This is a genomic window from Kitasatospora sp. NPDC059827 (assembly GCF_042731675.1).
In the GTDB taxonomy this organism is placed as follows: domain Bacteria; phylum Actinomycetota; class Actinomycetes; order Streptomycetales; family Streptomycetaceae; genus Kitasatospora.
Genome location: NZ_JBHWIV010000021.1, coordinates 75559 through 97638 on the forward strand (window position 1 = coordinate 75559; position 22080 = coordinate 97638).

Below are 22080 nucleotides of genomic sequence, written 5' to 3' on the forward strand. Positions count from 1 at the left end.
GGGACGGCCGCGAAGTGCCCCGCCGCGCGGGAGCCGTCCTCCTAGGGGCCACGGACGGCGCCCCCTCCCGGGTTCAGCCCCCGCGCCCGCGCCCGCCACACCCGGGCCCCCACACCCGGGCCCGCCACACCCGCGCCCGCCGCACCCGGGCCCGTGCGGCGCGGGCCCGGGCGGCCCGGATTGAACCCCGCACCCGCCCCGGCCCGTCCCCCGGGAAGGAGAGCGCCACGCGGACGACCCGGCGAGCGCCGCACGCAAGCACGAGGAGAACCTTGAACGGGAGCACCACCGGAACCACGGCCACCGGACTGTGCCGACTGAGGTTCCACGCACCCGACACGGTGTTCGAACTCGTCGTCCCCGCCGACGTCCCCCTCGCTGACCTGCTGCCCGCCGTCCTCGACCACGCCGGCGACGACCTCGACGAACAGGGCACCGAACACGACGGCTGGATCCTCCAACGCCTGGGCCACGCCCCCCTGGACGAGGAACTGGGCGCCGACGCCCTCGGCCTGCGCGACGGCGAGGACCTCCACCTGCGCCCCCGCCGCGACCCGCTGCCCGAAGTCCACTACGACGACCTCCCCGACGGCCTGGCCACCGGCATGCGCGAACGCCCCGACACCTGGCGCCCCGCCCTCACCCACCACAGCGCCCTCACCCTGGCCGTCACCGCCCTGACCGGCGCCCTGGCCCTGCTCCTGCTCCCCGGCCCGCCCCACCTGCGCGCCGGCGCCGCCGCCGTCACCGCCCTGTTCCTGCTCCTGGGCGCCCTCAGCGCCTCCCGCGCCGTCGGCGACGCCGGCGCCGGCACCGCCCTGGGCGCCACCGCCGTGCCCTACCTCGCCCTGGCCGGCGCCCTCCTCGCCAGCGCCACCGGACCCTCCGCCACCGGAGCGCGCCTGCTCGCCGGCGGCTGCGCCGGCGCCGGAGCCGCCGTCCTGGCCATGGCCGCCGTCGGCTGCGCCGCCCCGCTCTTCCTGGGCCTGGTCCTGTTCGCCGGGCACGCCGTCGCCGCCGGCGCCCTGCTGCTGGCCGGACTCACCCCGCCCGCCACCGCCGCCGCCCTGGCCCTGGCCCCCGTCGTCACCGCCGCCTTCCTGCCCGGCCTGTGCTTCCGGCTGTCCGGACTGCGCCTGCCCGCCCTGCCCCGCAACGCCGAGGAACTCCAGGAAGGCATCGAAGCCGTCCCCGCCGCCACCGTCCGCTCCCGCGCCGCCGTCGCCGACGGCTTCCTGACGGCCTTCCACCTCGCCCTCGCCCCGGTCCTGGTCCTGGCCCTGACCACCCTCACCCGCCAGGACGGCTGGGCCCCCACCGCCCTGACCTGCACGCTGTCCCTGCTGCTCGCGCTGCACGCCCGCGGCATCGGCTCCGTCCCCCAGCGCCTGGCCGTCCTCGTCCCCGCCGTCTGGGGCCCCGTCCTGCTCACCGCCCGCCTGGCCACCGACCTGGCCCCCGCCGCCCGCACCGGCCTGCTCGCCGCACTGGTGGCCACCGCCGCCCTGCTCGCCGCCTCCTCCTGGACCCTGCCCGGCCGGCGCCTGCTGCCCTACTGGGGCCGCGCCGCCGACCTCCTGCACACCCTCGCCGCCGTGGCCGTCCTCCCGCTCGCCCTCGCCACCGCCGGCACCTTCCAGGCCCTGCGCGCCCTCGCCGGCTGACCCCCCGCCACCCCACGACCCGCCACCCCGTCACCTGCCCAGCCCCGCCACCCGCCACCCGCCGCCGAGGAGAACCGCCACCATGCAGTCGAAGCGCGACCAGGTGCAGGCCCACCTGTTCGTGATGGGCCGCCTCGCCACCGGCATGCTCCGCGGCGAACCCGACGCCCCCGACGTCCCCACCGGGCGCACCTCCCGCGGCATCGTCACCGGCCTGCTCGTCGCCGCCCTCGCCGCCCTGGTCGCCGCCGTCTACGGCGTCCTCGTCCCCGGCGGCGCCACCGCCTGGAAGAAACCCGGCACCCTCGTCCTGGTCAAGGAGAGCGGCGCCCGCTACCTCTACCTCGACGGCGCCCTGCACCCCGTGCTCAACGAGGCCACCGCCCGCCTGCTCGCCGGCGACCAGCTCACCGTCGACCAGGTCAGCGTCCACTCCCTGGCCGACACCCCGCGCGGCACCCCGCTCGGCATCCCCGGCGCCCCCGACGGCCTGCCCCGGCCCGAGCGCCTGGCCACCGCCACCTGGCTCGCCTGCGCCGCCTGGCAGCCCGACCCCTCCGGCACCCGCCGCCCCCGCCTGGCCCTGGCCATCGACCCCCCCACCCACGGCAGCGCCCTCACCGACCGCCAGGCCCTCCTGGTCGCCGCCCCCGACACCACCCAGTACCTCCTGTGGCACGGGCGCCGACTGCGCCTGGACACCCGCAACGGCGCCCGCCAGGCCCTGGGCCAGGCCGCCGTCACCCCCCAGCCCGTCACCCAGGCCTTCCTCGACGCCCTGCCCGCCGGCCCCGACCTCGCCGCCCCCGACCTCGACCGGCGCGGCACCCCCGGCCCCGACCTCGCCAACCACCCCACCCGCATCGGACAGCTCTTCACCGGCCCCGGCGGCGACCCCTACCTCCTCACCGCCGCCGGCCTCACCCCCCTGACCGAACTGGCCCAGCACCTGCTCCTGGCCGACCCCCGCACCCAGAACAGCGCCTACCAGGACAACGCCGCCACCCCCACCGCCATCGGCGCCGCCGACCTCGCCGCCCACACCGCACCCCCCGCCCCCGCCCCGACCCCGGCCGCCGCCCTGCCCGCCACCGTGCCCGAACTCCTCAACGCCCCCCAGGGCCGCGACCTGTGCACCGAACTGCGCCCCGGCGACCCCACCCCCACCACCACCCTCACCCTCGTCGACGACACGGCCGTCCAGGGCCCCGCCCCCACCGCCCAGCCCGGCCTCACCGCCGCCTGCACCGGCGCCGACACCATCGCCGTACGCCCCGGCGGCGGCGCCCTGGTACGGGCCCTGTCCACCGCCGGCACCGGCACCACCCTCTACCTGGTCACCGACAACGGCGCCAAGTACCCGCTCGCCTCACCGGCCGTCGCCAAACAGCTCGGCTACGGCGACACCGCCCCCGCGGGCGTGCCCGCCGCCCTGCTCGCCCTGCTGCCCACCGGCCCCAGCCTCGACCCCGCCGCCCTCACCACCCCCACCCCCGCGGGCACCGCCGCGGGCCCCGCCGCCACCGCGCCCGGCCCGCCCTGCGCCCGGTGAACCAACCCTCTCCACACCCCCGTTGACCTGTTGTGACCCCGGCGATCCGCGACCGGGCCAAGGAAAGGAACCACCGTGAACCTGAGGGTGAACGACCACGCCGTCCAGGGCACCCACGCCACCCTGGAGGAGCAGATCGAGGCGATGATGCGCGCCGCCTCCCGCATCCACGACATCAACAGCGAGGTCCAGCAGCACTTCCAGGCCGCGTGCAGCTCCAAGTACACGGACAACCTCAACGCCTGGGAAGGCAAGTACGCCAGCCTCCAGAGCGCCTACCGCACCTTCCAGGAGGCCTTCGCCGCCGGCCACCGCCAGGTCTCCAACGCCCACGACGAGGCCGCCGGGGTCGGCGGCAGCTGGGGTGGTGGGCACTCCGACACCGTCTTCAAGGGCCTCAACCCCTGACCCGCCCCACCCCGCCCGCCCCACCGCCACCGTCACCACCACGACCCTCACCACCACGACCGACAGCGAGGACCCCCCGATGGCCAACATCCTGCTCAACCACGCCAACATCGACCAGGCGGCCGACGACATGGAGCAGGCCAGCCGGGCCATGGCCGAGGCCATGACCAACTGCATGGCGGCCATCAAGAGCAACCAGGAACACCTCAGCGGCAGCCTCGCCCAGGCCGCCGACGCCTTCAACGCGGTGCTCTCCGCCAACAACGCCGACATGAACACCGAGATCGCCGCCGGCGTCGAGGCCCTGCGCACCATGCACGGCCTGCTGCGCGACGCCGACCGGCGCGCCGCCGGAGGCATCGGCTGATGGCCACGCCCACCGGCCCCGACTACAACCACACCCTCAGCGTCAACCACGACGACCTCAAGTACTTCGCGGACACCGAACTCGGCGCCTTCCTCAAGGACCTGGCCGCCGACCCCGGCTACCGGGCGATGCTCTCCTTCGCCGGCGAGGGCGGCGGCGACTACTCCACCCTGCAGCTGGGACACGGCTCCGAGGCCGCGCTGTCCATCGCGACCAAGATCCAGAGCGACTTCAAGGCCCTGGCCGGGGGAATCTCCACCGACCTCAAGACCATGGGCACCCAGATGACCGAGGGCCAGCTCAGGATCCGCCTCGCCCTGACCCTCATGGAAACCGCCCACGAGGAGGCCATGACGGCCGCCGACATGATGGCCATCCTCACCAAGGTCTCGGCCGCCACCCCCACCAAACCCAGCACCACCACCACCTAGCCCCGCCCCCGCCCCCGGCCCGCCCCCGCCCAGACCGACCGTCCGACACCCCCTTCTGGAGAAACGAACCCCCCATGGCCGACCTCACCTGGGAGAGCGTCCTCGGCTTCTTCGCCTCCGATGCCCAGCGCAGCGCCAAGATCGTCACCAGGGACCAGGTCGCCGGGCCCTCCAAGGACAAACCCTGGCTGCGCCCCATCGACAAGCTGGTCGTGGACACCAGCAAGTTCTACAGCGGCACCACCGACAAGGGCGCGGTCTCGGGGATGGGCAACCCCGACGTCTGGTGGGCGTGGAACTACATGCACGACACGTACGCGCACAACATCCGGATCACGGTGAGCGTCAACTACACGGACTGGGGCAACGACGCGGACAAGCCGCTCTCCCAGTTCATCCACCAGCACGAGGGGATCTTCGCGCCGCTGGGCCCGGGCGGCCCCGGCAACGACACCGTCAAGCCCGAGAGCCTGCGCTACGCCGCGGACGGCATCTCCCAGGTGCGGGCGTGGCTCAACCTCTGGCACCCGCGGGTGCAGCACTGGGCCGAGCTGGTCAACGGGCCGGACAGCAACTGGCAGGGCGACGCGGCCGGGGAGTTCAAGGTCCTCCTCAAGCAGTACGCGATGGAGCTGGAGACCGTCCGCGTCCAGCTGGAGAACAGCCCCTACGAGGCCGACCTCAGGGCGGTGGCCGACCTGCTCCCGGCCACCGTCGACAAGCTCCACAGCGTCCACCAGCGCTGGTGGGACAGCGGCAAGCTGTGGCCCTCGCACGCCATCTACGAGGCCCTCTCGAGCGCCCTGGTGGGCGTCGTGCCGCAGCTCGACTCCACCGCGCACGCCGTCAGCTCGATCACCACCCCCCTGGGCGACCCCCGCGAGCAGGGCTTCTACGACCAGCTGGAGATCAAGGCGAAGGCCATCTGGCTGGCCAACGTCAAGAAGTACCTCGACGACCGCTCCTACGCCTTCCAGACGGAGGACCCCGGTACGGCCGCGGTGACCCTGCGCAAGGTCGGCGACCCGATGCTCGTCCTGCAGGACGCCTTCAACCGGCTGGACGCCGACTTCGGCTTCGGCTACCGCAACGCGACCCTGGACCTGCCCACCGGCGCGCCCCCCGGGCTCGGCGACGGCAAGGACGGCGGCAAGGACGGGGGCAAGGACGGCGGTAAGGACGGTGGCAACATCGACCTGGGCGGCGGCGCGGGCGGCGGGGGCGGGGGCGACGGCAAGGGCGGCAACGGCAAGTTCGACCTGGGCGGCGGCGCGGGCGGCGGGGGCGGCGGCGACGGCAAGGGCGGCGGCTCCAAGACCCACCTGCCGCCGCCGCCCCCCGTCATCGGCCCCGGCGGGGGCGGCTCGGGCCTGGGCGACGGCGCCGGCACGCCCATCCTCGACAAGGACCACAAGCCGGTCCTGGGCGCCGACAAGAAGCCGGTGCTGCTGCCCCCGGGCGGCTACATCGGCAAGGACGGCCAGGTCTACGACGCCAACGGCCAGAAGGTGATGGGCAAGGACGGCAAGCCCCTGGTCGTCCCGCCGGGCTCGGACGTGCCGCCGGGCACCGGCGGCGGCATCTACGGGACCAACGCCAAGGTGCCCAAGGGCTCCAGGGTCCGCGAGGACGGCAGGGTCGTGGGACCCGACGACAAGGAGGTCCTGGACCGCGACGGCAATCCGGTGGTGCTGCCCAAGGGCGCCTCCATCGCCGGGGACGGCACCCTGCTGGACTCCACCGGCCGCCCGATCTCCGACATCTCCCAGCGCTACACCGACCGCCAGCACGCGATCGACGCGATCATGGGCGGCGGCAGCGGCGGTGGGGCAGGCGCCGGCGGCGGGATCGGTTCGGGCGGCGGCACCCGGCTGCCGGCCACCGGCTCCGACTGGAAGCTGGACCTGGGCAGTTCCTTCGACGACCACCTCCCGGACCCGGGGGCCGCGGGAGCGGGCCACTACACCGGCGTGCTGGGCGGCGGGGGTATGGGCGGCATCGGCGCCGGCTCCGGCGCCGGGATGCCCGGCGGCGGCCAGCTGCCCAAGCTGGTCAGCTCCGGCGGCGGGGTGAGCGCGCGGGCACTGGAGAACAGCGGCGGGCTGGCCCCGGGCGGCAAGGCGGCCGCCGCGGCCGCCGCCGAGGCCGCCGCCGCCGAGAAGGCGGCCCTGCAGAAGGCCTCCGCGATGTCCGCCGAGGAGGCCGCGATGCGCGGGCGCTCGATGTCGACCAGCGGCGGCGGGATGCCGATGGGACCGATGGGCGGCGGCGGCATGGGCGCCGGCCAGGGGGAGAAGGAGCGTCAGCGCACCACCTGGCTGGCGGAGGACGAAGAGGTGTGGGGCACCGACACCGGCGCGGTCAGCGGAGTCATCGGCCGCTGAACCGGCCGCTGAACCGGCCGCTGAACCGGCCGCAGGACCGGCCGCAGGACCGGCGCCCGGACCGGGCGCCGGGCGGCGTACGAGCCCATCGAGGAACGAGGAACGGGAAAGACATGTCGTACTCCTTCGAGGACCAACTCAACCAGGCCATGGCCTCGTTGGCGCAGCAGCAGGAGAGGCTGGCCGAGTCCACCCGCCGGATGCAGGCGATGACCGCCGCCGCGACCAGCAAGGACCGGATGGTCACCGCCAAGGTCGGCCCGCAGGGCGAACTGCTCGCGCTGACCTTCCACACCAACGCCTACCAGTCCATGGCCCCGGCCGAGTTGGGCGCCGTGCTCAAGGACGTCTTCAACGAGGCCAAGGCCCGCATGGGCGAGCAGCTCACCGCCGAGATGCGCGGCTTCGAGGGCGTCGGCGAGGCGCTGCGGATGAACTTCACCGGCGAGCGCGGGGACGAGGAGGACTTCTTCGGGGCCGGCGCCGGCCTGGACCTGGAGTCGCTGCTCGCCCCGCTCACCGCGATGCGCCCCGGGGCCGAGCGCGGCGCCAAGTCCCGCAGGCAGGAGGAGTTCAATGGCTAGGACCCTGCGCAAGGACGAGGGCCTCAAGCAGGCGTTCACCAACTTCGACGACGTGGCCGCCCTGGTCGAGAAGATCAACAAGGAGATGGAGGACATCAACAAGAAGAACGTCAAGGCCGGCGGCGGCGACGACATCGGCAAGCAGTACCACGAGAAGATCGACAAGCCGACCTCGGACCTCTACGGGCTGACGACCCAGATCCGCAACAAGCTCAAGGCGATGTCCCAGCACGGCCAGGACACCGCCGACCTCTTCGACGCCACCGACGAGCACAACGTGGGCCTGGCGTGAGCGCCCCCGCCTAGGCCCCCGCGCCCCTCGGGCCCGCCCGCCCGCACGCTCCCGTGCCGCCCGCACCGCCCGTACCCGCCCGCACGCTCCCGTGCCGCCCGCACCGCCCGTACCGTCAGCCCCGCCCCCGGAGGCCCGCGCCGTGTCCCACTCCTCGATCCACGTCTCCCCGGGCCTGGCGCAGTTCTTCCACATCATCAGCGGCATGCCCTGGCCGGAGTCCGACGAGGGACTGCTGCGCGACGTCCGGGACGACTACCAGGCGCTGGCGGACGACCTGCCGACGCTGAGCGGGTACATCCTCGACGCGGTGCAGAGCTGCGACAAGCGCCTGGAGGGCGAGGCCGCCCAGGCCTTCCGCAAGGAGTGGGGCCGCTTCGTCAACACGGACCAGGCCAACGACCCCCTGCGCAAGGCCGGTGAACTCTGCACCCAGCTGGCCGAACTGGCCGGCAAGGTCGCCAACACCGTCGAGTACACCAAGTGGATGGCGATCGGCCAGCTGGTCCAGCTGGTCGTGGAGATCGCCGTCGCCATCGCCTGGTCCGTCTTCACCGCCGGCGCCTCCATGGCGGCGCTGAACCTCAAGATCCTCCTCACCAGGCAGGGCCTGCTGGCGCTCCTCAAGAAGCTCCTCCAGCTGATCGCCATGCACACCTTCGGCGGCGTCGTCGGCGGTCTGATGCTGGACGCGATCATCCAGGGCATCCAGTTCGAGCACGGCGACCGCCACGAGTGGGACAAGGACCTCACCAAGCAGGCGGCGATCTTCGGCGCGATCAGCGGCGCCATCGGCGGCCCGCTGAGCCTGCTGGGCATGGGATTGGGCAGGCTGCTGGGCCCGCGGCTGAGCAAGCTGTTCGTGGAGAGCGCCCTCAAGGACGTCATCAAGGGCCTGACCGGGGGAGCGGGCAAGGACCTGGCCGCCGGCGCGGCGGGCGGCGCACTCAAGGGCCTGGGCAAGGACCTGGCGCAGGGCGCGGCGGGCGGCGCGCTCAAGGGGGCGGCCAAGGACCTCGGGGAGGGCGCCGCGGCGGGCTCCCTCAAGGGCGCGGGCAAGGAGGCGGGCGCGGGCTTCGGCAAACTCCTCGGCGACGAGGCGGCCGAGCGCTTCGCCCGCGGCATCACCAACCTCCTCAAGGACAACGCCCAGTACCTGGCCAAGGGCTTCAAGAGCGGGCGCAAGGTGGGCGCCGCGATGGGCGAGAAGTTCGTGCGCCAGCTCGGCGAGCTCTTCGAGAGGGAACTCGGCGAGGAACTGGGCAAACAGCTCGCCCGGGACATGGGCGAGCAGATCGGCAAGCAGTTCGTCCAGCACTCGCTCAAGACGGTGGCCAAGGAGAGCAGCCAGACGGCGCTCAAGGAGGCTCTGGAGAACCTCGCCAAGGACAGCGGCAAGGTCGCCCTCACGCCCGAACTCAAGCTGCTGGCCGAGAAGATGCCCGAACTCGCCGGCGGCATCAACAAGATGAACAAGATGTTCCACCTCGGGGCGCTGCTGGGCAGCCAGTTCGAGTCGGGCATCAACCAGTACCTCACCGAGGGCATCTACAACACGATCTACAACGGCGAGTGGTCGGCCAGCGGGATGAGCTTCGTCGGCGGCTTCATGATGGCCGGCATGCGGCACATGATCATGGGCCTCGCCTCGCCGCTGACCCTGCGCTACGCGGACTTCGTCCGAGGCCTGGAGAGCTCGCGGATCACCGACGAGAACGGCGGGTTCTACGGCCCGACCCACCCGATGACCTTCCTGTCGGTGATCAGCAACATGGGCGGCCACTCGGCGCCCTTCCCGGTGCCCCGGCCCGGCCACATCGACCAGATCGGCGGCGCGCGGCCCGCCGGGGGCGAGGGCGCCTCGATCAGGTCCGACGGCGCCTCGATCAGGACCGAGGGCACGGGCTCGCTGTCCGGCTCCACCCTGCTGGGCTCCGGCAGCCACCACCGGGAGGACAGCGGCGACGGCGTCCTCGCCGACCCCCAGGGCCGGACCAGCTTCCACTCCTCCGTCGACGGCGGCTGGGACCCCAAGGCCCCGGTGCGGCCCGTGGAGACCCAGTCCCGCGGCGACGAGCGCACCTCGGCCGCCGGCCCGCCCAAGGCGCCGGCCGCGCCGGGCGGCCCGGGCGGGCGCGACAGCGCCGTCCCGCCGCCCGTGCCCCGCAGGACGGACGGCGGCGCGGAGAACACCACCACCACCACCGGTGGCGCCACCACCAGGAACACCGGCGACAGCGCCAAGCCGGTCGCCGGCGGCGAGCGCAGCACCACCGCGACGGCCTCCGCCGACGCCAACGGCCAGGGCGGCGCCGCCAAACCCCAGCCCCAGTCGCAGCCGCAGGCGCAGACCAGGCCGGACCCGTCGCGCCGCACCACCGTCGTCGACGAGCACACCGAAGCGCCCCTGCACGAGAGCACGGCCCCGCGCAACGGCGGCCCCGGGGACGGCACCCAGCCGCAGCCGCAGGAACGCCCCTCCCACCGCAGCCCGGCCGCCGCCCCGCCGCCACCGCCGATCCGCACCAGCGCCGGCGGCCCCGGCGACGGCGCCGCGCCGGCCACCCCCCACCGCCCCGACCCCGACCGCCCCGACCCGAACCGCACCGACCCCAACCGGCCGGACCCGAACCGGCCGGACCCGAACCGGCCGGACCCGAACCGCCCCGACCCGAACCGCCCCGACCCGAACCGGCCGGACCCCGACCGCACCGACCCGAGGACGTCGCAGGGGCCGGGCCCCGACCCGCAGCTCCCGCCGCCGCCCGCCGCCCCACCGCGCGACCCGAAGCCCGGCCCTCCGGGCCCCGACCCCCGCACCCCCGGCCCCCGCACCCCGGACACCGCGCCCTCCTCCACCGCCTCCGGCCACCTCTACCACCAGGTCGACGCCCCCGAGCACGCCGAGGCGCCCGCCGGCGACGAACGGCGCACCGCCTGGCGGGACAGGCAGCGCTCCCTCGCCGAGGACCACGACGCCCGGCTCGCCGGGGCCGAGCGGCAGGAGGCCGACCGCCGCGCGATCGAGGAGCAGCTGACGCAGGGCGCCGCCCTCCTGCCCCGCGAGCTGCGCGCCCTGGTGACGCCCGACTCGCCGGTGTGGCGCCGGGCCGCGGACTCCCTGCGGGAGTCGATCGAGGCGCGTCCGCACGAGCGGGAGGAGGTCCTCGCCGGCGCCGCGGACCGCCTGGAGCTGGCCGGCGCCCGCGAACTCGCGCTGACCTTCGCCGTCGGCCGCTTCGACCGCCTGCTGGCCGAGCGCGGCCTGGGCCCCGAGCACTCCGGCGACCACACCCTGGCCGAGGTCCGCCGCGAGGCCTCGGAGAAGTTCCGGGCCGACGCCGAGCAGGACGTCGCCCAGCTGTTCACCGCCCGCACCGACCTCACCCCCGAGCGCAACGCCCTGGCCGCCCGGGCCCTGGAGCGCCGCCTGCGCGAGGCCGGCCGGGACCTGGACGTGCGTCAGGCGCGCGCCCGGGCGCTGGAGCAGGTCGACCGGGTGGTCGAGGAGGCCCACGAGCAGTGGTCGGCGGCCGGGCTCTCCGAGGGCGAGCGTGCCCTGCTGGAGGCGGCCGGCCTGAGCGGGGACGTCCGGCTGTCGCCGCAGGCCCGCGACCAGCTGGCCGAGGCCCTGCGCGAGCGGCTGGCGGACCTGCACGGCGGCGACGAGGGGCCCTCCCCGCGGATCGAGGAGGAGGGCGGCGAGGACCTCGCCCCCGTCGAGGCGACCCGCCTGGGCCGGGCCCGGCTCGAAGCGGACTTCCAGGAGGCCCTGGAACGCCACCGGGCCGCTCTCTCCCGCGAGTTCACCGTGCAGGCGGTGCGCGAGGCCGTGCTCAAGCGCTCCGTCGACGCGGTGGACGACGCGGCCGCGGCCTGGAAGGACAGCGCCGGCGACCAGTTCGGCCCCGAGGCGCTGCGCGAACTCGGCCTGGCCGACGGCCCGTCCCCGCGCGCGGTGGCCGCCGCCCGCGCCGACCTCGCCCGCCGCACCGACCGCCTGGTCGCCGAGCACACCGCCGCCGACCGCGACCCCGCCCACCTCACGGCACAGCTGGACGCGCTCACCTCCCAGGCCGGCGCCAACCGCCTGCTGGCCCTGCACGGCGCCCGCGAGGAGGCGCTGCGCGCCGCCGAGGACAGCGCCCGCACCCACGTCCCGCACGACCTGGGCGGCCCCGAGCGCGCCACCGGCCACGACGGGGACGCCGCCGGCCATGACGGCGACGCCGCCGCCTCCGTGGAGATGGCCCTGGGCCCGGTGCGCGGCACCCGCACCGAGCGCACCGAAGCGCCCGCCACCGACGCCGCCCGCCGGGTGCGCGAGGGCTACACCGAGCGCGTGGGCGCCGCCTTCGAGGAGACCTTCCGCTCCCTGCTGCGCGACCCGGGCGCCGACCACCGCGCCGACCTGCCCGAACAGCTGGCGCACTGGCGCGGCGAACGCGAGCGCCTGACCCGGGGCCTGGCCGAGCACGTCGCCTTCGAACGCGCCGTCCTGCCCGCCCGCGAGCGCGCCGCCGCCGGCTACGACCGCCTCGCCGAGGACCGCCGGGTCCCGGAGGCGGAGATCCGCAAGCTCAGGACCGAGTACGGCGACGACTTCTTCGACGCCTACCGGGACCACTGGGCGCCCGAGGACCTCGACGGCGCGCACTGGCGCGGCCACGAGGCCACCCACGAGAACGTCTTCGGCCGCCGCCCCGAGCCCGCCGTGAACGAGCCCTCGACCGAGCCCGCCCACGAGCCCGCCCACGAGCCGGTGACCGAGCCTGCCCACGAGCCGACCCCCGCACCCGGGGACAAGCCCGCCCCCGACGCCCCGTCGGGCCCGCTCACCCGCCCCACCGACACCGGCCCGGACACGGCCCCGGACACCGCCCCCGCCCCGGACACCGACCCCAGGACGCCCGCCGCCGCACCCCCGGCCGCGACACCCCCCGTCCAGCCGCCCGCCGCACCCCCCGTCGTCCCTCCCACGCAGCCGCGCCCGCTGCTGCCCGCCTCCGCCTGGGCCGACATCCGCACCCTCGCACCGTCCGCCCGCATGGACACCGTCCGCTTCGACGCCCGCGTGCGCGGCCAGGACAACCCGGGCGCCATCGCCGGCCCCCGGGTGCGCGAGCAGTACGAGAACCGCGAACAGCGCCCCGGCGGCCTGCCCCGCTCCCAGCGCAGCCTCGGCGACCTGCACGGCGCCGACACCACGATCACCTACGACGTGAGGCGCTTCGAAGCCCGACCCGGCCACTGGGTCACCGAGTTCAGCCTGAACCTGCACCTGACGGGACCGGACGGCCGCCCCCTGCCCCAGGCCGCCGCCACCCGCGTGCTGGAACGCGCCCGCGCCGTCGTCGCCGACCGCTTCAACGAACGCCACCACCTGCCCGGCGGCGACCAGGTCCACCTGCGCCTGGAGAGCGCCCCCAACCCGGACGGCGCGCACCGGAGCGTCACCGTCCTGCCCGGCACCGGCCGCAGCGACCAGCTCCACTGGCACGCCGACAGCGCCCCCGGCGTGCTGCTGCACGAACTGCTGCACTTCCTCGGCCTGCCCGACGAGTACGTCGAACCCGCCGCCGAACCCGGCGACGCCTTCGCCCTGCGCCGCCGCGACCGCTGGGCCGGCGAGAACGGCGTCATGGGCACCTCCGCCCACCGCGACGACTTCACCGTCCTGCCCCGCCACCTCCAGCGCATCGAGGACGTCCTGCACTCGGGCCCCGTCCTGCGCGAGGTGACCCACGGCCAGTACCTCACCCACCGCGAGAGCACGGCCGAAGCCCCGCAGACGGTGACGGAGCACCAGCAGCAGAGCACCGCCGCCGGCCCGCCGCCGGCGCCCGCCACCACGACCCACGCCTCCCGCAGCCCCGACGCGACCCCGCCGAGCACCCCGCCGACCACCCCGGCCCCGGTGCACGACGCACGGGTGAACGTCCTCGACGAAGGCCGGCTCTACCACGTCGTCGACGTGCCGGGCGACGGCGACTGCCTGCTGCACGCCGTCCTGGCCGGCGCCCACGCGATCGACGGGTGGCAGCACGGCGAACTCACCACCGACGGGCTGCGCGAACTGGCGTCGCAGTGGTTCCGCAGCGAAGCCGGCGCCCAGCTGCGCCGCAACGCCGACAGCACCGGCCAGCGGCCCGTGGACCGGCTGGAGGGCAGCGAGCGGAACCGGACCTGGACGGTCCGCCGCAACCCGGGGGACGAGGAGACGGTCCTGTCCGCCGACAACCTCGACGGCCTGCGGATGAGCGACCTGTACGACATGGCGCTGCGCAACCGCTCCCTGTGGAACACCTCCTTCTACGACCAGGCGCCGGCCATCATCGCCCACGCCCTCGACCTCCACCTCGTCATCCACGAGGGCAACGGCCGCACCGCGTTCAACGAGGGCGCCCACGGCCGCGAGGTCCACGTCTACCGCGACCCCGGAGAAGGCCTGGCCGCGCACTACTCGGAGCTGCGCCCCGACACGCGGCATCCGGTGGTGGACACCGGCGGCACCGTCCACCCCGAGGTGGTCACGGAGCTGACCGGGCGCGTCAAGCCGGACATGGCCGTCGTCAGCCTGGAACCCGGGCAGCCGGTCTTCCGGGTGACCGATGCCGTGACGCTGCGCGGATACCTGCTCCAGGGCAGGATCGGGACGGTCAAGAACAAGGAGGGCTGGTCCCAACTGGGGCCGGGCCTCTACACCGGTCACGACTTCGGGCACGCGGCCGCCTACAGCGACACCCTGTCCAACCTGCCGGTGGTCATGGAGTTCGTCCTCTCCCGCAAGGCGACGGGCCTGCGGGTGGATAACATCACCGAGAACTGGACGGACAAGGAGGTCCCCAAGACGCTGGAGAAGTACGACTTCCTCACCGACGGGACGCAGTTCAAGTTCCACCCCCGCTTCTTCGACGGCGCGCTCCAGGCCGGGCCCAACCCCTCGGACAGGTCGAGCGGTCTGCGGCTGGGCGGCGTGAAGGTGAAGGAGGGCGACTCGCTCTGGAACCACTACCGGACCGAGGACTTCGTCCCCGAGTACGACGGCTACCTGATCAAGGCGCACCAGGACAAGGCGGCCCAGCACCCGCGCGCCCAGGACGGACCCGGCCCCGGGCGCACACCGGACCCGGTCCCGATGAACGAGGCCCTGGAATCCGCCCCGCCCGCCGCCCCCGAGGACCTGCGGAGCATCCGCTACCTGGAGGAGGCCGAGGCCTACGAGCGGCGCCTGGCCACCCACCTGCTCCAGCGCGAGGACGTCCAGCGCGAGGTCAAGAAGGCCGTGGACCTGGCCTGGGCGATGACCACCGGTGACAAGGACAAGGCCAAGTTCGGCTCCCGCACCCCGGGCACCACCGGCATGGTCGGCACCGAGCGGCACATGCTGCAGGAGGTCGTCGACCGCGGCAACCTGCGCGAGCGCATGGCCCTGCTCTACAACGGCTACACCTCCAACCACTTCGCCAAGCTCGTACGCCAGCGCCAGCTGCCGCGACCGGAGCAGCTGACGCGCGAACGCGCGGACCGCCACGACCTCGGCGCCGAGGTCGTCAACCCCTTGATCGCGGAGATCAAGAAGGTCTACGGGCAGCTGCTGGCGCCGCCCGCCGAGCAGCAGGCACCGCCACAGGGACAGCCGCAGGGACAACAACCGGCGCCCTTCGGGTCGTTCCGCACCGACGAGCCGCACGGGCCCCTCGTCAACCGGATCCGCGAGGACTACGCCCAGTTCCGGAACCGCCAGCTCGCGGCCTACGAGCGCGAGCGGGAGGTCGAGGCCGCGCGCAAGGCCGCCGAGCGCCAGGCCAAGACCATCCTCGAAACCGACCGCAACCCCCTCGACGTCAACCCGCCGCTGGGCCGCGGCGAGTGGTACAGCGCCGTGGACAAGGACGGCCGGCTGGGCTGGCAGCCCGGCGCCAAGTCCTTCCACTACAAGCTCGGTTCCGCGTTCCAGCGGGACGCCCACGACACCGGGGGACTGGTCGCCACCGGCACCTCCGGCACGGCCTTCGGGATGCTCCAGGCCGTCAAGGAACTCGCCAGGACACCGGCGGGGCGCACCGAACTCGCCAGGACGGGGGGCGAGCCGGTCGACTTCGAACTGCTGAGGCTGGGGCTGCTCGGCTGGATGCTGGAGTCCGGCGACCACACCTTCCACGAGATCATGGCCGGCTCCCGCCTGTTCTCCGAGAGCCTCACCCCCGAGGAACACGCGGACCCCAACCTCACCGGGACGGACCTCACCTACCTCGACACCCACCACCGCTACCGCTTCCTCTCCCCGCTGACCGAGCGGGAACTGCGCGAGGAGGTGGCACCGGGCGGACTCTTCCCGGACGAGCACCTGGTCGGCCCCTGGTCCGTCGACGACCCGCAGGTCACCGGCCTCACCCCCGACGACCCGAGCCGGCCGGCCCCCCACGACACCGACACCACCGACACCACCGACACCACCGGCGACGGGGGCCCGCACGACTCCTCCGCCGCACCGGCGCCTCCCGTGGATCCGGTGGCGGTGGACCTGGCCCGCCGCCATCTGGACGCCGCGGCACAGAGCCCGGGCCTGTACGAGTTCATGGGGCGGATCAAGGCGGGTGCGTTCACGAGCCGGCGTGACGACGAGGGCATGCTCAGGGTGAGGGAGGGGGAGCGCTACGAGTCGCTGCTGGCCGACGTGCAGCGGTTCCTCGACCACACGCAGGCGCTGCGCCCGCAGGGGGAGCAGGCGCAGCGGAGCCTGAACCTGTACCGGGCGGTGCGGATGGATCCGCAGTCCCGGGGCCGGGATTCCTTCACCGAACTGCTGCCCGCCTCCACGTCCTTCGACCGGGAGTTCGTCCAGGAGTGGATGTCCAACGGCGGCGGAGCGGACAACTACGCCCTGTTCGAGATCAGGGTGCCGTCGGAGCATCCGATGCTGGCGCTGTCCTTCCCGCCCGGCCACACCCGGGCTGACGGTGATCCGCGGCCGGTGAACGAGGCGCAGTCGGAGGTCACGCTCGGCCCGTCGCGTCTGACGGTGACCGGCCGCGACGACGAGGGCGGCTTCCACGTCATCCGCGTCGACGCCCAGCCCATGACCGTCGAGGACATCCGTACCGAGGTCGCCAACTGGTCCAGCGGCACCTCGATGGCGGACGCCTACCGGGGCTTCACCGACTTCTACAGCGAGGCCTCGCTGCGCGCCGCCTACCCCTACGACTTCAACCCCCAGCACCGCATCACCCAGACGTCCTCGCACGACGGCCTCACCAGGACCGTCCGGATCGAGCACTCCCACCCGGACCTGAACGGGCAGTTCGCCGAAGTGACGATCCGTCACGAGAACGGGTCCGTGGAGATCCAGTGGCGCACCAGCGACGACGAGGGCCCGCAGGAGCCGATGCGCTACACCGCCGACAACATCGGCGACGTCAGCGGGAGCCTGCGCTCGCAGACCCTGACCGAGAACCCCAGCTTCGAGTCCCTCACCCTCCCCTTCGACTGGTACAGCCCCGACTACGACTGGCACGAACCCGAAGCGGCACCCGCGCAGGAGGACGCCGTCCACCTGCCGGGCCACGACGGCGACGACCTCCACCAGCCCGCCGCCGCGCCGCCGCTGCCCGTCGACCCGGTCGCCGTGGACGTGGCGCAGCGCCACCTCCTGGCCGCGGAACAGAGCCCGGGCCTGCACCAGTTCATGGGCTGGATCAAGGGCGGCGGGTTCACCAGCAAGCGCGACGGCGAAGGCATGCTCAAAGTCCGGGAAGGGGAACGCTACGAGTCCCTGCTCGGCGACGTGCAGCGGTTCCTCGACCACGCCCAGCCGCTGCGCCCGCAAGGGGAGCAGGCGGGGCAGGCCGGGCAGTCCCTGAACCTGTACCGGGCGGTGCGACTGGACGCCCACTCCCGGGGCCGGGATTCCTTCACCGAGCTGCTGCCCGCCTCCACGTCCTTCGACCGGGAGTTCGTCCAGGAGTGGATGTCCAACGGCGGCGGAGCGGACAACTACGCCCTGTTCGAGATCAAGGTCCCGCTGGACCACCCGATGCTGGCCCTGTCCTTCCCGCCCGGCCACACCCGGGCGGAAGGCGACCCGCAGCCGGTCAACGAGGCACAGTCCGAAGTCACGCTCGGCCCCAGCCGCCTGACGGTGACCGGCCGCGACGACGACGGCGGCTTCCACGTCATCCACGTCGACGCCCAGCCCATGACCGTCGACGACATCCGCACCGAGGTCGCCGACTGGTCCAGCAGCATGTCGATCCCGGACGCCTTCCAGGGCTTCACCCGCTTCCTGGGCGAGGACTCGCTGCGCGCCGCCTACCCCCGCGACCTCGGGCCCTTCCACCGCATCACGCGGACGTCCTCGCCGGACGGCCTCACCCACACCGTCCGGATCGAACACCGCCGGGAGGAACTGGACGGACAGTTCCTGGAAGCGACGATCCGCCACCAGGACGGGGCCGTGGAGATCCAGTGGCGCTCCAGCGACGACACGGACCCGCGCGAGCCGATGCGCTACACCACCGAGAACATCGGCGACGTCAGCACGGAGCTGCGCTCGCAGACCCTGACCGAGAACCCCGCCTTCGAGAACCTCGACCTGCCCTGGGACTGGTTCGACTACAACGTGCCCAGGCCGCAGGACGTCGGACAGTCGCTGTCGGACTTCGGCGCCGCCGCCGCCGGCTGGCGGATCGGCCCGGCCGACCTGCCGCAGGCCGAGCGCGACGCGCTGAGCCGCTTCCCGCAGCAGCCCGGGGTGTTCGTCGTGCCCGTGCACACGGACGAGGCCACCGGCCTGCCGATCGGGCCCGACGGCGACACCCTGTCCGCCTACCAGACGGCGGGCGTCCTGGCCGGCCTGCGCCACTCCGGGGTCTGGAACGGCACCGACACGGTGCAGTTCGTCGCGTGCAACCTGGGCCGCGGCCCGGGCCACGACCTCGTCGTCGACGTGACGAAGTGGCTCGACACGTTGGGCCTGGGACCCAAGGTGCTGGCCGGGACCGGGCCGGTGTACTTCGCCCCCCGCGCGGGCGGCGCGGACGGCCCCGGCCACCTGGTGGTCGCCTCCGACGTCGGCTTCACCGCGGACGGCCACCCGGTCATGGCCGCCGGCGGCCACTGGCGCGAGTTCCGGGCGGTGCGCGACGACTCCGGCGACGTCCAGGTCCAGGTCCAGGACCGCCAGGCCTACCGGGCACCGGACGGCTCCTTCCACGACCACCCCGACGACCACACGCTGGTGGAGTCGATAGCACCGGAGCACCGCAACCCCCAGGCGGTGAAGTACGCCGAGCCGACCCCCGCGCAGGCGGCAGCCGCAGTGGCGCTGTCACTGGGCCACCTGACCGCCGCCCCACCCGACAGTGCGCTGCGCACATTCATGGGACAGATCCAGTCCGGGGCCTTCACCAATCTGCGCAACCCGGAGGGCAGGCTCATCCAGCGGGAGGGCACGGCGACCTTCGACAAGATGATGGGCAATCTGCGGACGTTCTACAACCACGCGGAGCGTCTGCGCCCCCCGGAGGGAGACCCGAACGCGGAGGGAACCGTGCTCCTGTACCGCGCGGTGCGGATGGACCCGCAGACCCGGCAGCAGGAGAGCTTCACCGAGGTCCTGCCCTCCTCCACCACCTACGACCGGGCGTTCGCCCAGGGCTGGATGTCGAACCCCGACCGCTACGCGCTGTTCGAGATCCGGGTGCCGCTGTCCCACCCCATGCTGGCGCTGTCCTTCCCACCGGGGCACGCCGAAGCGCACGACCACCTGCCGGAGGTGAACAAGACCCAGTACGAGGTGACGCTCGGCCCGAGCCAGCTGACGGTGACCGGCCGGGAGGAGGACGGCCCCTTCCACGTCATCCGGGCGGACGCCGAACCGATGACGCTCGACCAGGTCACGCAGACGATCGCGGGCTGGACCAACGACACCCCGATGGAGCACGTCTTCGACCTGTTCGCCGCTTTCTACAGCGAGAACGCGCTGCGCGCCGCCTTCCCGAAGGACCTGCGGCCCGAGCACCGCATCACCGAGCACCGCTCCGAGGACGGGCGGGAACTGACCGTCGCGATCACCCCGGGCGACCATCCGAAGCTGACCGGCCAGAACGTGACGGTGCACCTGCGGCTGGCGCAGGACGGGGCCCTGAGGGTCGAGGTGCGCAACAGCGTCGACCTCGCCTACGGCGACGAACCGCTGGTGTACGACTTCACGTCCGGCAACGTCCACGAGGTGAGCGCGTTCCTGGAAGAGGGCACGCTGGCGAGCACGGCCCCCTTCGACACGATCAACCTTCCCACGGACTGGTACTGGACCGACCCGGTGCCGCGCGCGGGCGAAGTCGGCACGCCCCTGAGCGCGTTCGGCGGCCCCGGGCACGGCTGGTGGCTCGGCGGCGAGCCGTCGGCGGCGGAACGCCACGCCCTGGAGCGCTTCCCCGCGCAGGAGGGCGTGTTCACCCTGCCGGTGCACACCGACGAGAGCGGCAGGCTGCTGCCGCTGGGCACCGACCCCGAGACCGGCGAGCCGAAGGAACTGACCGAGGACCGGGTCGCCGGCATCCTGGCCGGGCTGCACCAGGGCGGTGTCTGGAACGGCACCGACCGGCTGCAGTTCGTCTCCTGCAACCTCGGCAAGGAGCCCGGCGTCGAGTTCGTCACCGAGGTGATGCGCCAGCTCGGCCGGGCCGACCTGGGCAGCAGCGCGCTGGTCGCCACGGGCCCGGTGTACTTCACCCCGCGCGTGGACGGCACGGACGGCCCCGGGCACCTGGTGGTCGCCTCCGCCGTCGGCTTCACGGCCGACGGCCATCCGGCCCTCGTCGCCGGCGGGCACTTCCGGGAGATCCACCGGCCCGAGGGGGACGACGGGCCGCCCGTGATCGTGGAGCGCGGGGCCCACCTGCCCGCCGCCGTCCACGCGGAGCAGGACCGGGACCGCCCCGAGGGCTTCGAGATCGCCGAGCCGGGCACCCTCGATCCGAACCGCAGGATGGAGGGCGCGCTGGAGTTCGGGAGGAAGAACAACAAGAAGACGGCCGACCCCGCTCCCCCCGTGGCCAGGGCCCCCGACCCCGTCGTCAGGACCCTCGACACCAACTCCTCCGAGGGGGTCGAGAACGCGCTGTCGGGCAGGCAGCCGTCGGCCGGCGCACAGGACGTGGCGAGGCCGCAGGAGGCGGCGGAAGGCAAGGGCAAGCAGCGGGCCGACGACCCGGAGCCCGACTCCGACGTCGTGGCGAAGCCGCAGGAGGGGCCGGCGAAGGAGCCGGCGGCGAAGGGCAAGGAGCGGGCCGACGACCCGGAGCCCGACTCCGCGCAGGCGGCGAGGCTGCTGCTGAACGACTCCCTCCTGCGCTCGCTCTTCGCCACGATCGACGAGACGGTGACCTACTCCGTCGTCGGCCTCGAACTCAAGGGCGACAAGAGCTGGCACACGCCCGAGGCCGTTTCCAGCGGGGACCGTGACGTCCCGAAGGAGAGCCGCTCGCGCCAGGCCGCTCAGCGGTGGGCGAAGGACAACGACGTGTGGACCCAGCACGGTGACGCCGAGGTGAGGGGGCTGCACGAGGCCTACGAGAGGATGAAGAGCTGGGGCTTCACCCAGGTGCCCTACGCCCGGCAGGCCTCGCACGGCAAGCCGCCGGAGAAGCCGGCGTCCCTGCACCGGGGCGGCGAACCGCCCCGCCAGCCCGAGGGCGTGCTCACCGTGCTCTCCACCCGAGGCACCTGCGACAGCTGCAAGTCCCTGGTCAAGGACTTCCAGGAAGCGTTCCCGGGGATCAGCGCCTACGTGGGCTACGCGGTCCCGACCACGTCGAAGCTGCCGATGACGACGTCGTCCCGAAAGACCGGGTGGAACAAGGACGGGCCGGAGCTCACCATCAACTACGGCTGGGGGGCGATGACCGGCCTCGGCTCCACCGGCGCGCACGTTCCGACGGACAAGAGGATGGTCTTCAAGTACTTCCCCTCCAAGGACGGCGAGGCCGCCTGGAACCAGCGGCTCACGGACCGGGCGGCCGCGAAGGCGGCCGAGGAGGAGGCCAGGAGGGCCGAGGAGGCCGCCGCACAGCTGCGCCGGGCCGAGGAAGCGGTAGCGGCGGCCAAGGCCGACGCCGAGAACCTGCTCAACCGGGAGATCCGGCTGATGTCGGCCCGCGCGGTCACGGCGTTCGCCAGGAACTTCCGCAACGACGAGGTGGAGAAGTTCCTCGCCGGGCTGAGCGCGCACGTCAAGGGGAGGAACCTGGCCTGGTACAAGAAGCAGATCCCCGCTGATGTGGAGAAGGCCCTGCGGTACTGGTTCGAGCGGGACCCGAGGCCCGACCTCGCCGGCAGCACCGCCTGACCGTCCGCCCGCCCGGTGAACGCCTCCCCGGGCGGGGGCCGTTGACCG

Annotated in this window: 9 protein-coding genes; all 9 read left to right on the forward strand. The window is 73.8% G+C overall.

The window, feature by feature from the left end; all coding sequences use genetic code 11:
* Window positions 1-272: 272 nt before the first annotated feature.
* The 9 genes from eccD (at window position 273) to ACFV8H_RS16150 (ending at window position 22032) form a co-directional block, all read left to right on the forward strand.
* Window positions 273-1664, forward strand: coding sequence for a type VII secretion integral membrane protein EccD (gene eccD, locus ACFV8H_RS16110; RefSeq protein WP_380400146.1), 1392 nt, complete (start codon window positions 273-275; stop codon window positions 1662-1664).
* Window positions 1665-1746: 82 nt separating this feature from the next.
* On the forward strand, window positions 1747-3216 hold the full coding sequence (gene eccB / locus ACFV8H_RS16115; protein WP_380400147.1) for a type VII secretion protein EccB: 1470 nt from the start codon (window positions 1747-1749) through the stop codon (window positions 3214-3216).
* A gap of 75 nt (window positions 3217-3291) precedes the next feature.
* Window positions 3292-3624: a hypothetical protein gene (locus ACFV8H_RS16120; protein ID WP_380400149.1), complete on the forward strand. Its 333-nt coding sequence runs from the start codon at window positions 3292-3294 to the stop codon at window positions 3622-3624.
* A 79-nt stretch (window positions 3625-3703) separates the two neighbouring features.
* On the forward strand, window positions 3704-3991 hold the full coding sequence (locus tag ACFV8H_RS16125; protein ID WP_380400151.1) for a hypothetical protein: 288 nt from the start codon (window positions 3704-3706) through the stop codon (window positions 3989-3991).
* Complete coding sequence (locus tag ACFV8H_RS16130) at window positions 3991-4422, forward strand: hypothetical protein (RefSeq protein WP_380400153.1); 432 nt, start codon at window positions 3991-3993, stop codon at window positions 4420-4422. The genes ACFV8H_RS16125 and ACFV8H_RS16130 overlap by 1 nt, the downstream gene beginning before the upstream one ends.
* 74 nt (window positions 4423-4496) lie before the next feature.
* The gene (locus ACFV8H_RS16135; RefSeq protein ID WP_380400155.1) at window positions 4497-6806 is read left to right on the forward strand and encodes a hypothetical protein; all 2310 of its coding nucleotides are present in this window, start codon (window positions 4497-4499) and stop codon (window positions 6804-6806) included.
* Window positions 6807-6919: 113 nt separating this feature from the next.
* Window positions 6920-7390 (forward strand): YbaB/EbfC family nucleoid-associated protein, encoded by a 471-nt coding sequence (locus tag ACFV8H_RS16140; protein ID WP_380400157.1) that lies wholly within the window; start codon window positions 6920-6922, stop codon window positions 7388-7390.
* On the forward strand, window positions 7383-7682 hold the full coding sequence (locus ACFV8H_RS16145) for a hypothetical protein (protein ID WP_380400159.1): 300 nt from the start codon (window positions 7383-7385) through the stop codon (window positions 7680-7682). The genes ACFV8H_RS16140 and ACFV8H_RS16145 overlap by 8 nt, the downstream gene beginning before the upstream one ends.
* A 142-nt stretch (window positions 7683-7824) precedes the next feature.
* Complete coding sequence (locus tag ACFV8H_RS16150; RefSeq protein ID WP_380400161.1) at window positions 7825-22032, forward strand: hypothetical protein; 14208 nt, start codon at window positions 7825-7827, stop codon at window positions 22030-22032.
* Window positions 22033-22080: the final 48 nt, after the last annotated feature.

Bases quoted from the DNA above. Each gene is read 5' to 3' on its own strand.
- eccB (WP_380400147.1), top strand. From the start codon at position 1,747: ATGCAGTCGAAGCGCGACCAGGTGCAGGCCCACCTGTTCGTGATGGGC.
- ACFV8H_RS16125 (WP_380400151.1), top strand. From the start codon at position 3,704: ATGGCCAACATCCTGCTCAACCACGCCAACATCGACCAGGCGGCCGAC.
- ACFV8H_RS16130 (WP_380400153.1), top strand. From the start codon at position 3,991: ATGGCCACGCCCACCGGCCCCGACTACAACCACACCCTCAGCGTCAAC.
- ACFV8H_RS16135 (WP_380400155.1), top strand. From the start codon at position 4,497: ATGGCCGACCTCACCTGGGAGAGCGTCCTCGGCTTCTTCGCCTCCGAT.
- ACFV8H_RS16140 (WP_380400157.1), top strand. From the start codon at position 6,920: ATGTCGTACTCCTTCGAGGACCAACTCAACCAGGCCATGGCCTCGTTG.
- ACFV8H_RS16145 (WP_380400159.1), top strand. From the start codon at position 7,383: ATGGCTAGGACCCTGCGCAAGGACGAGGGCCTCAAGCAGGCGTTCACC.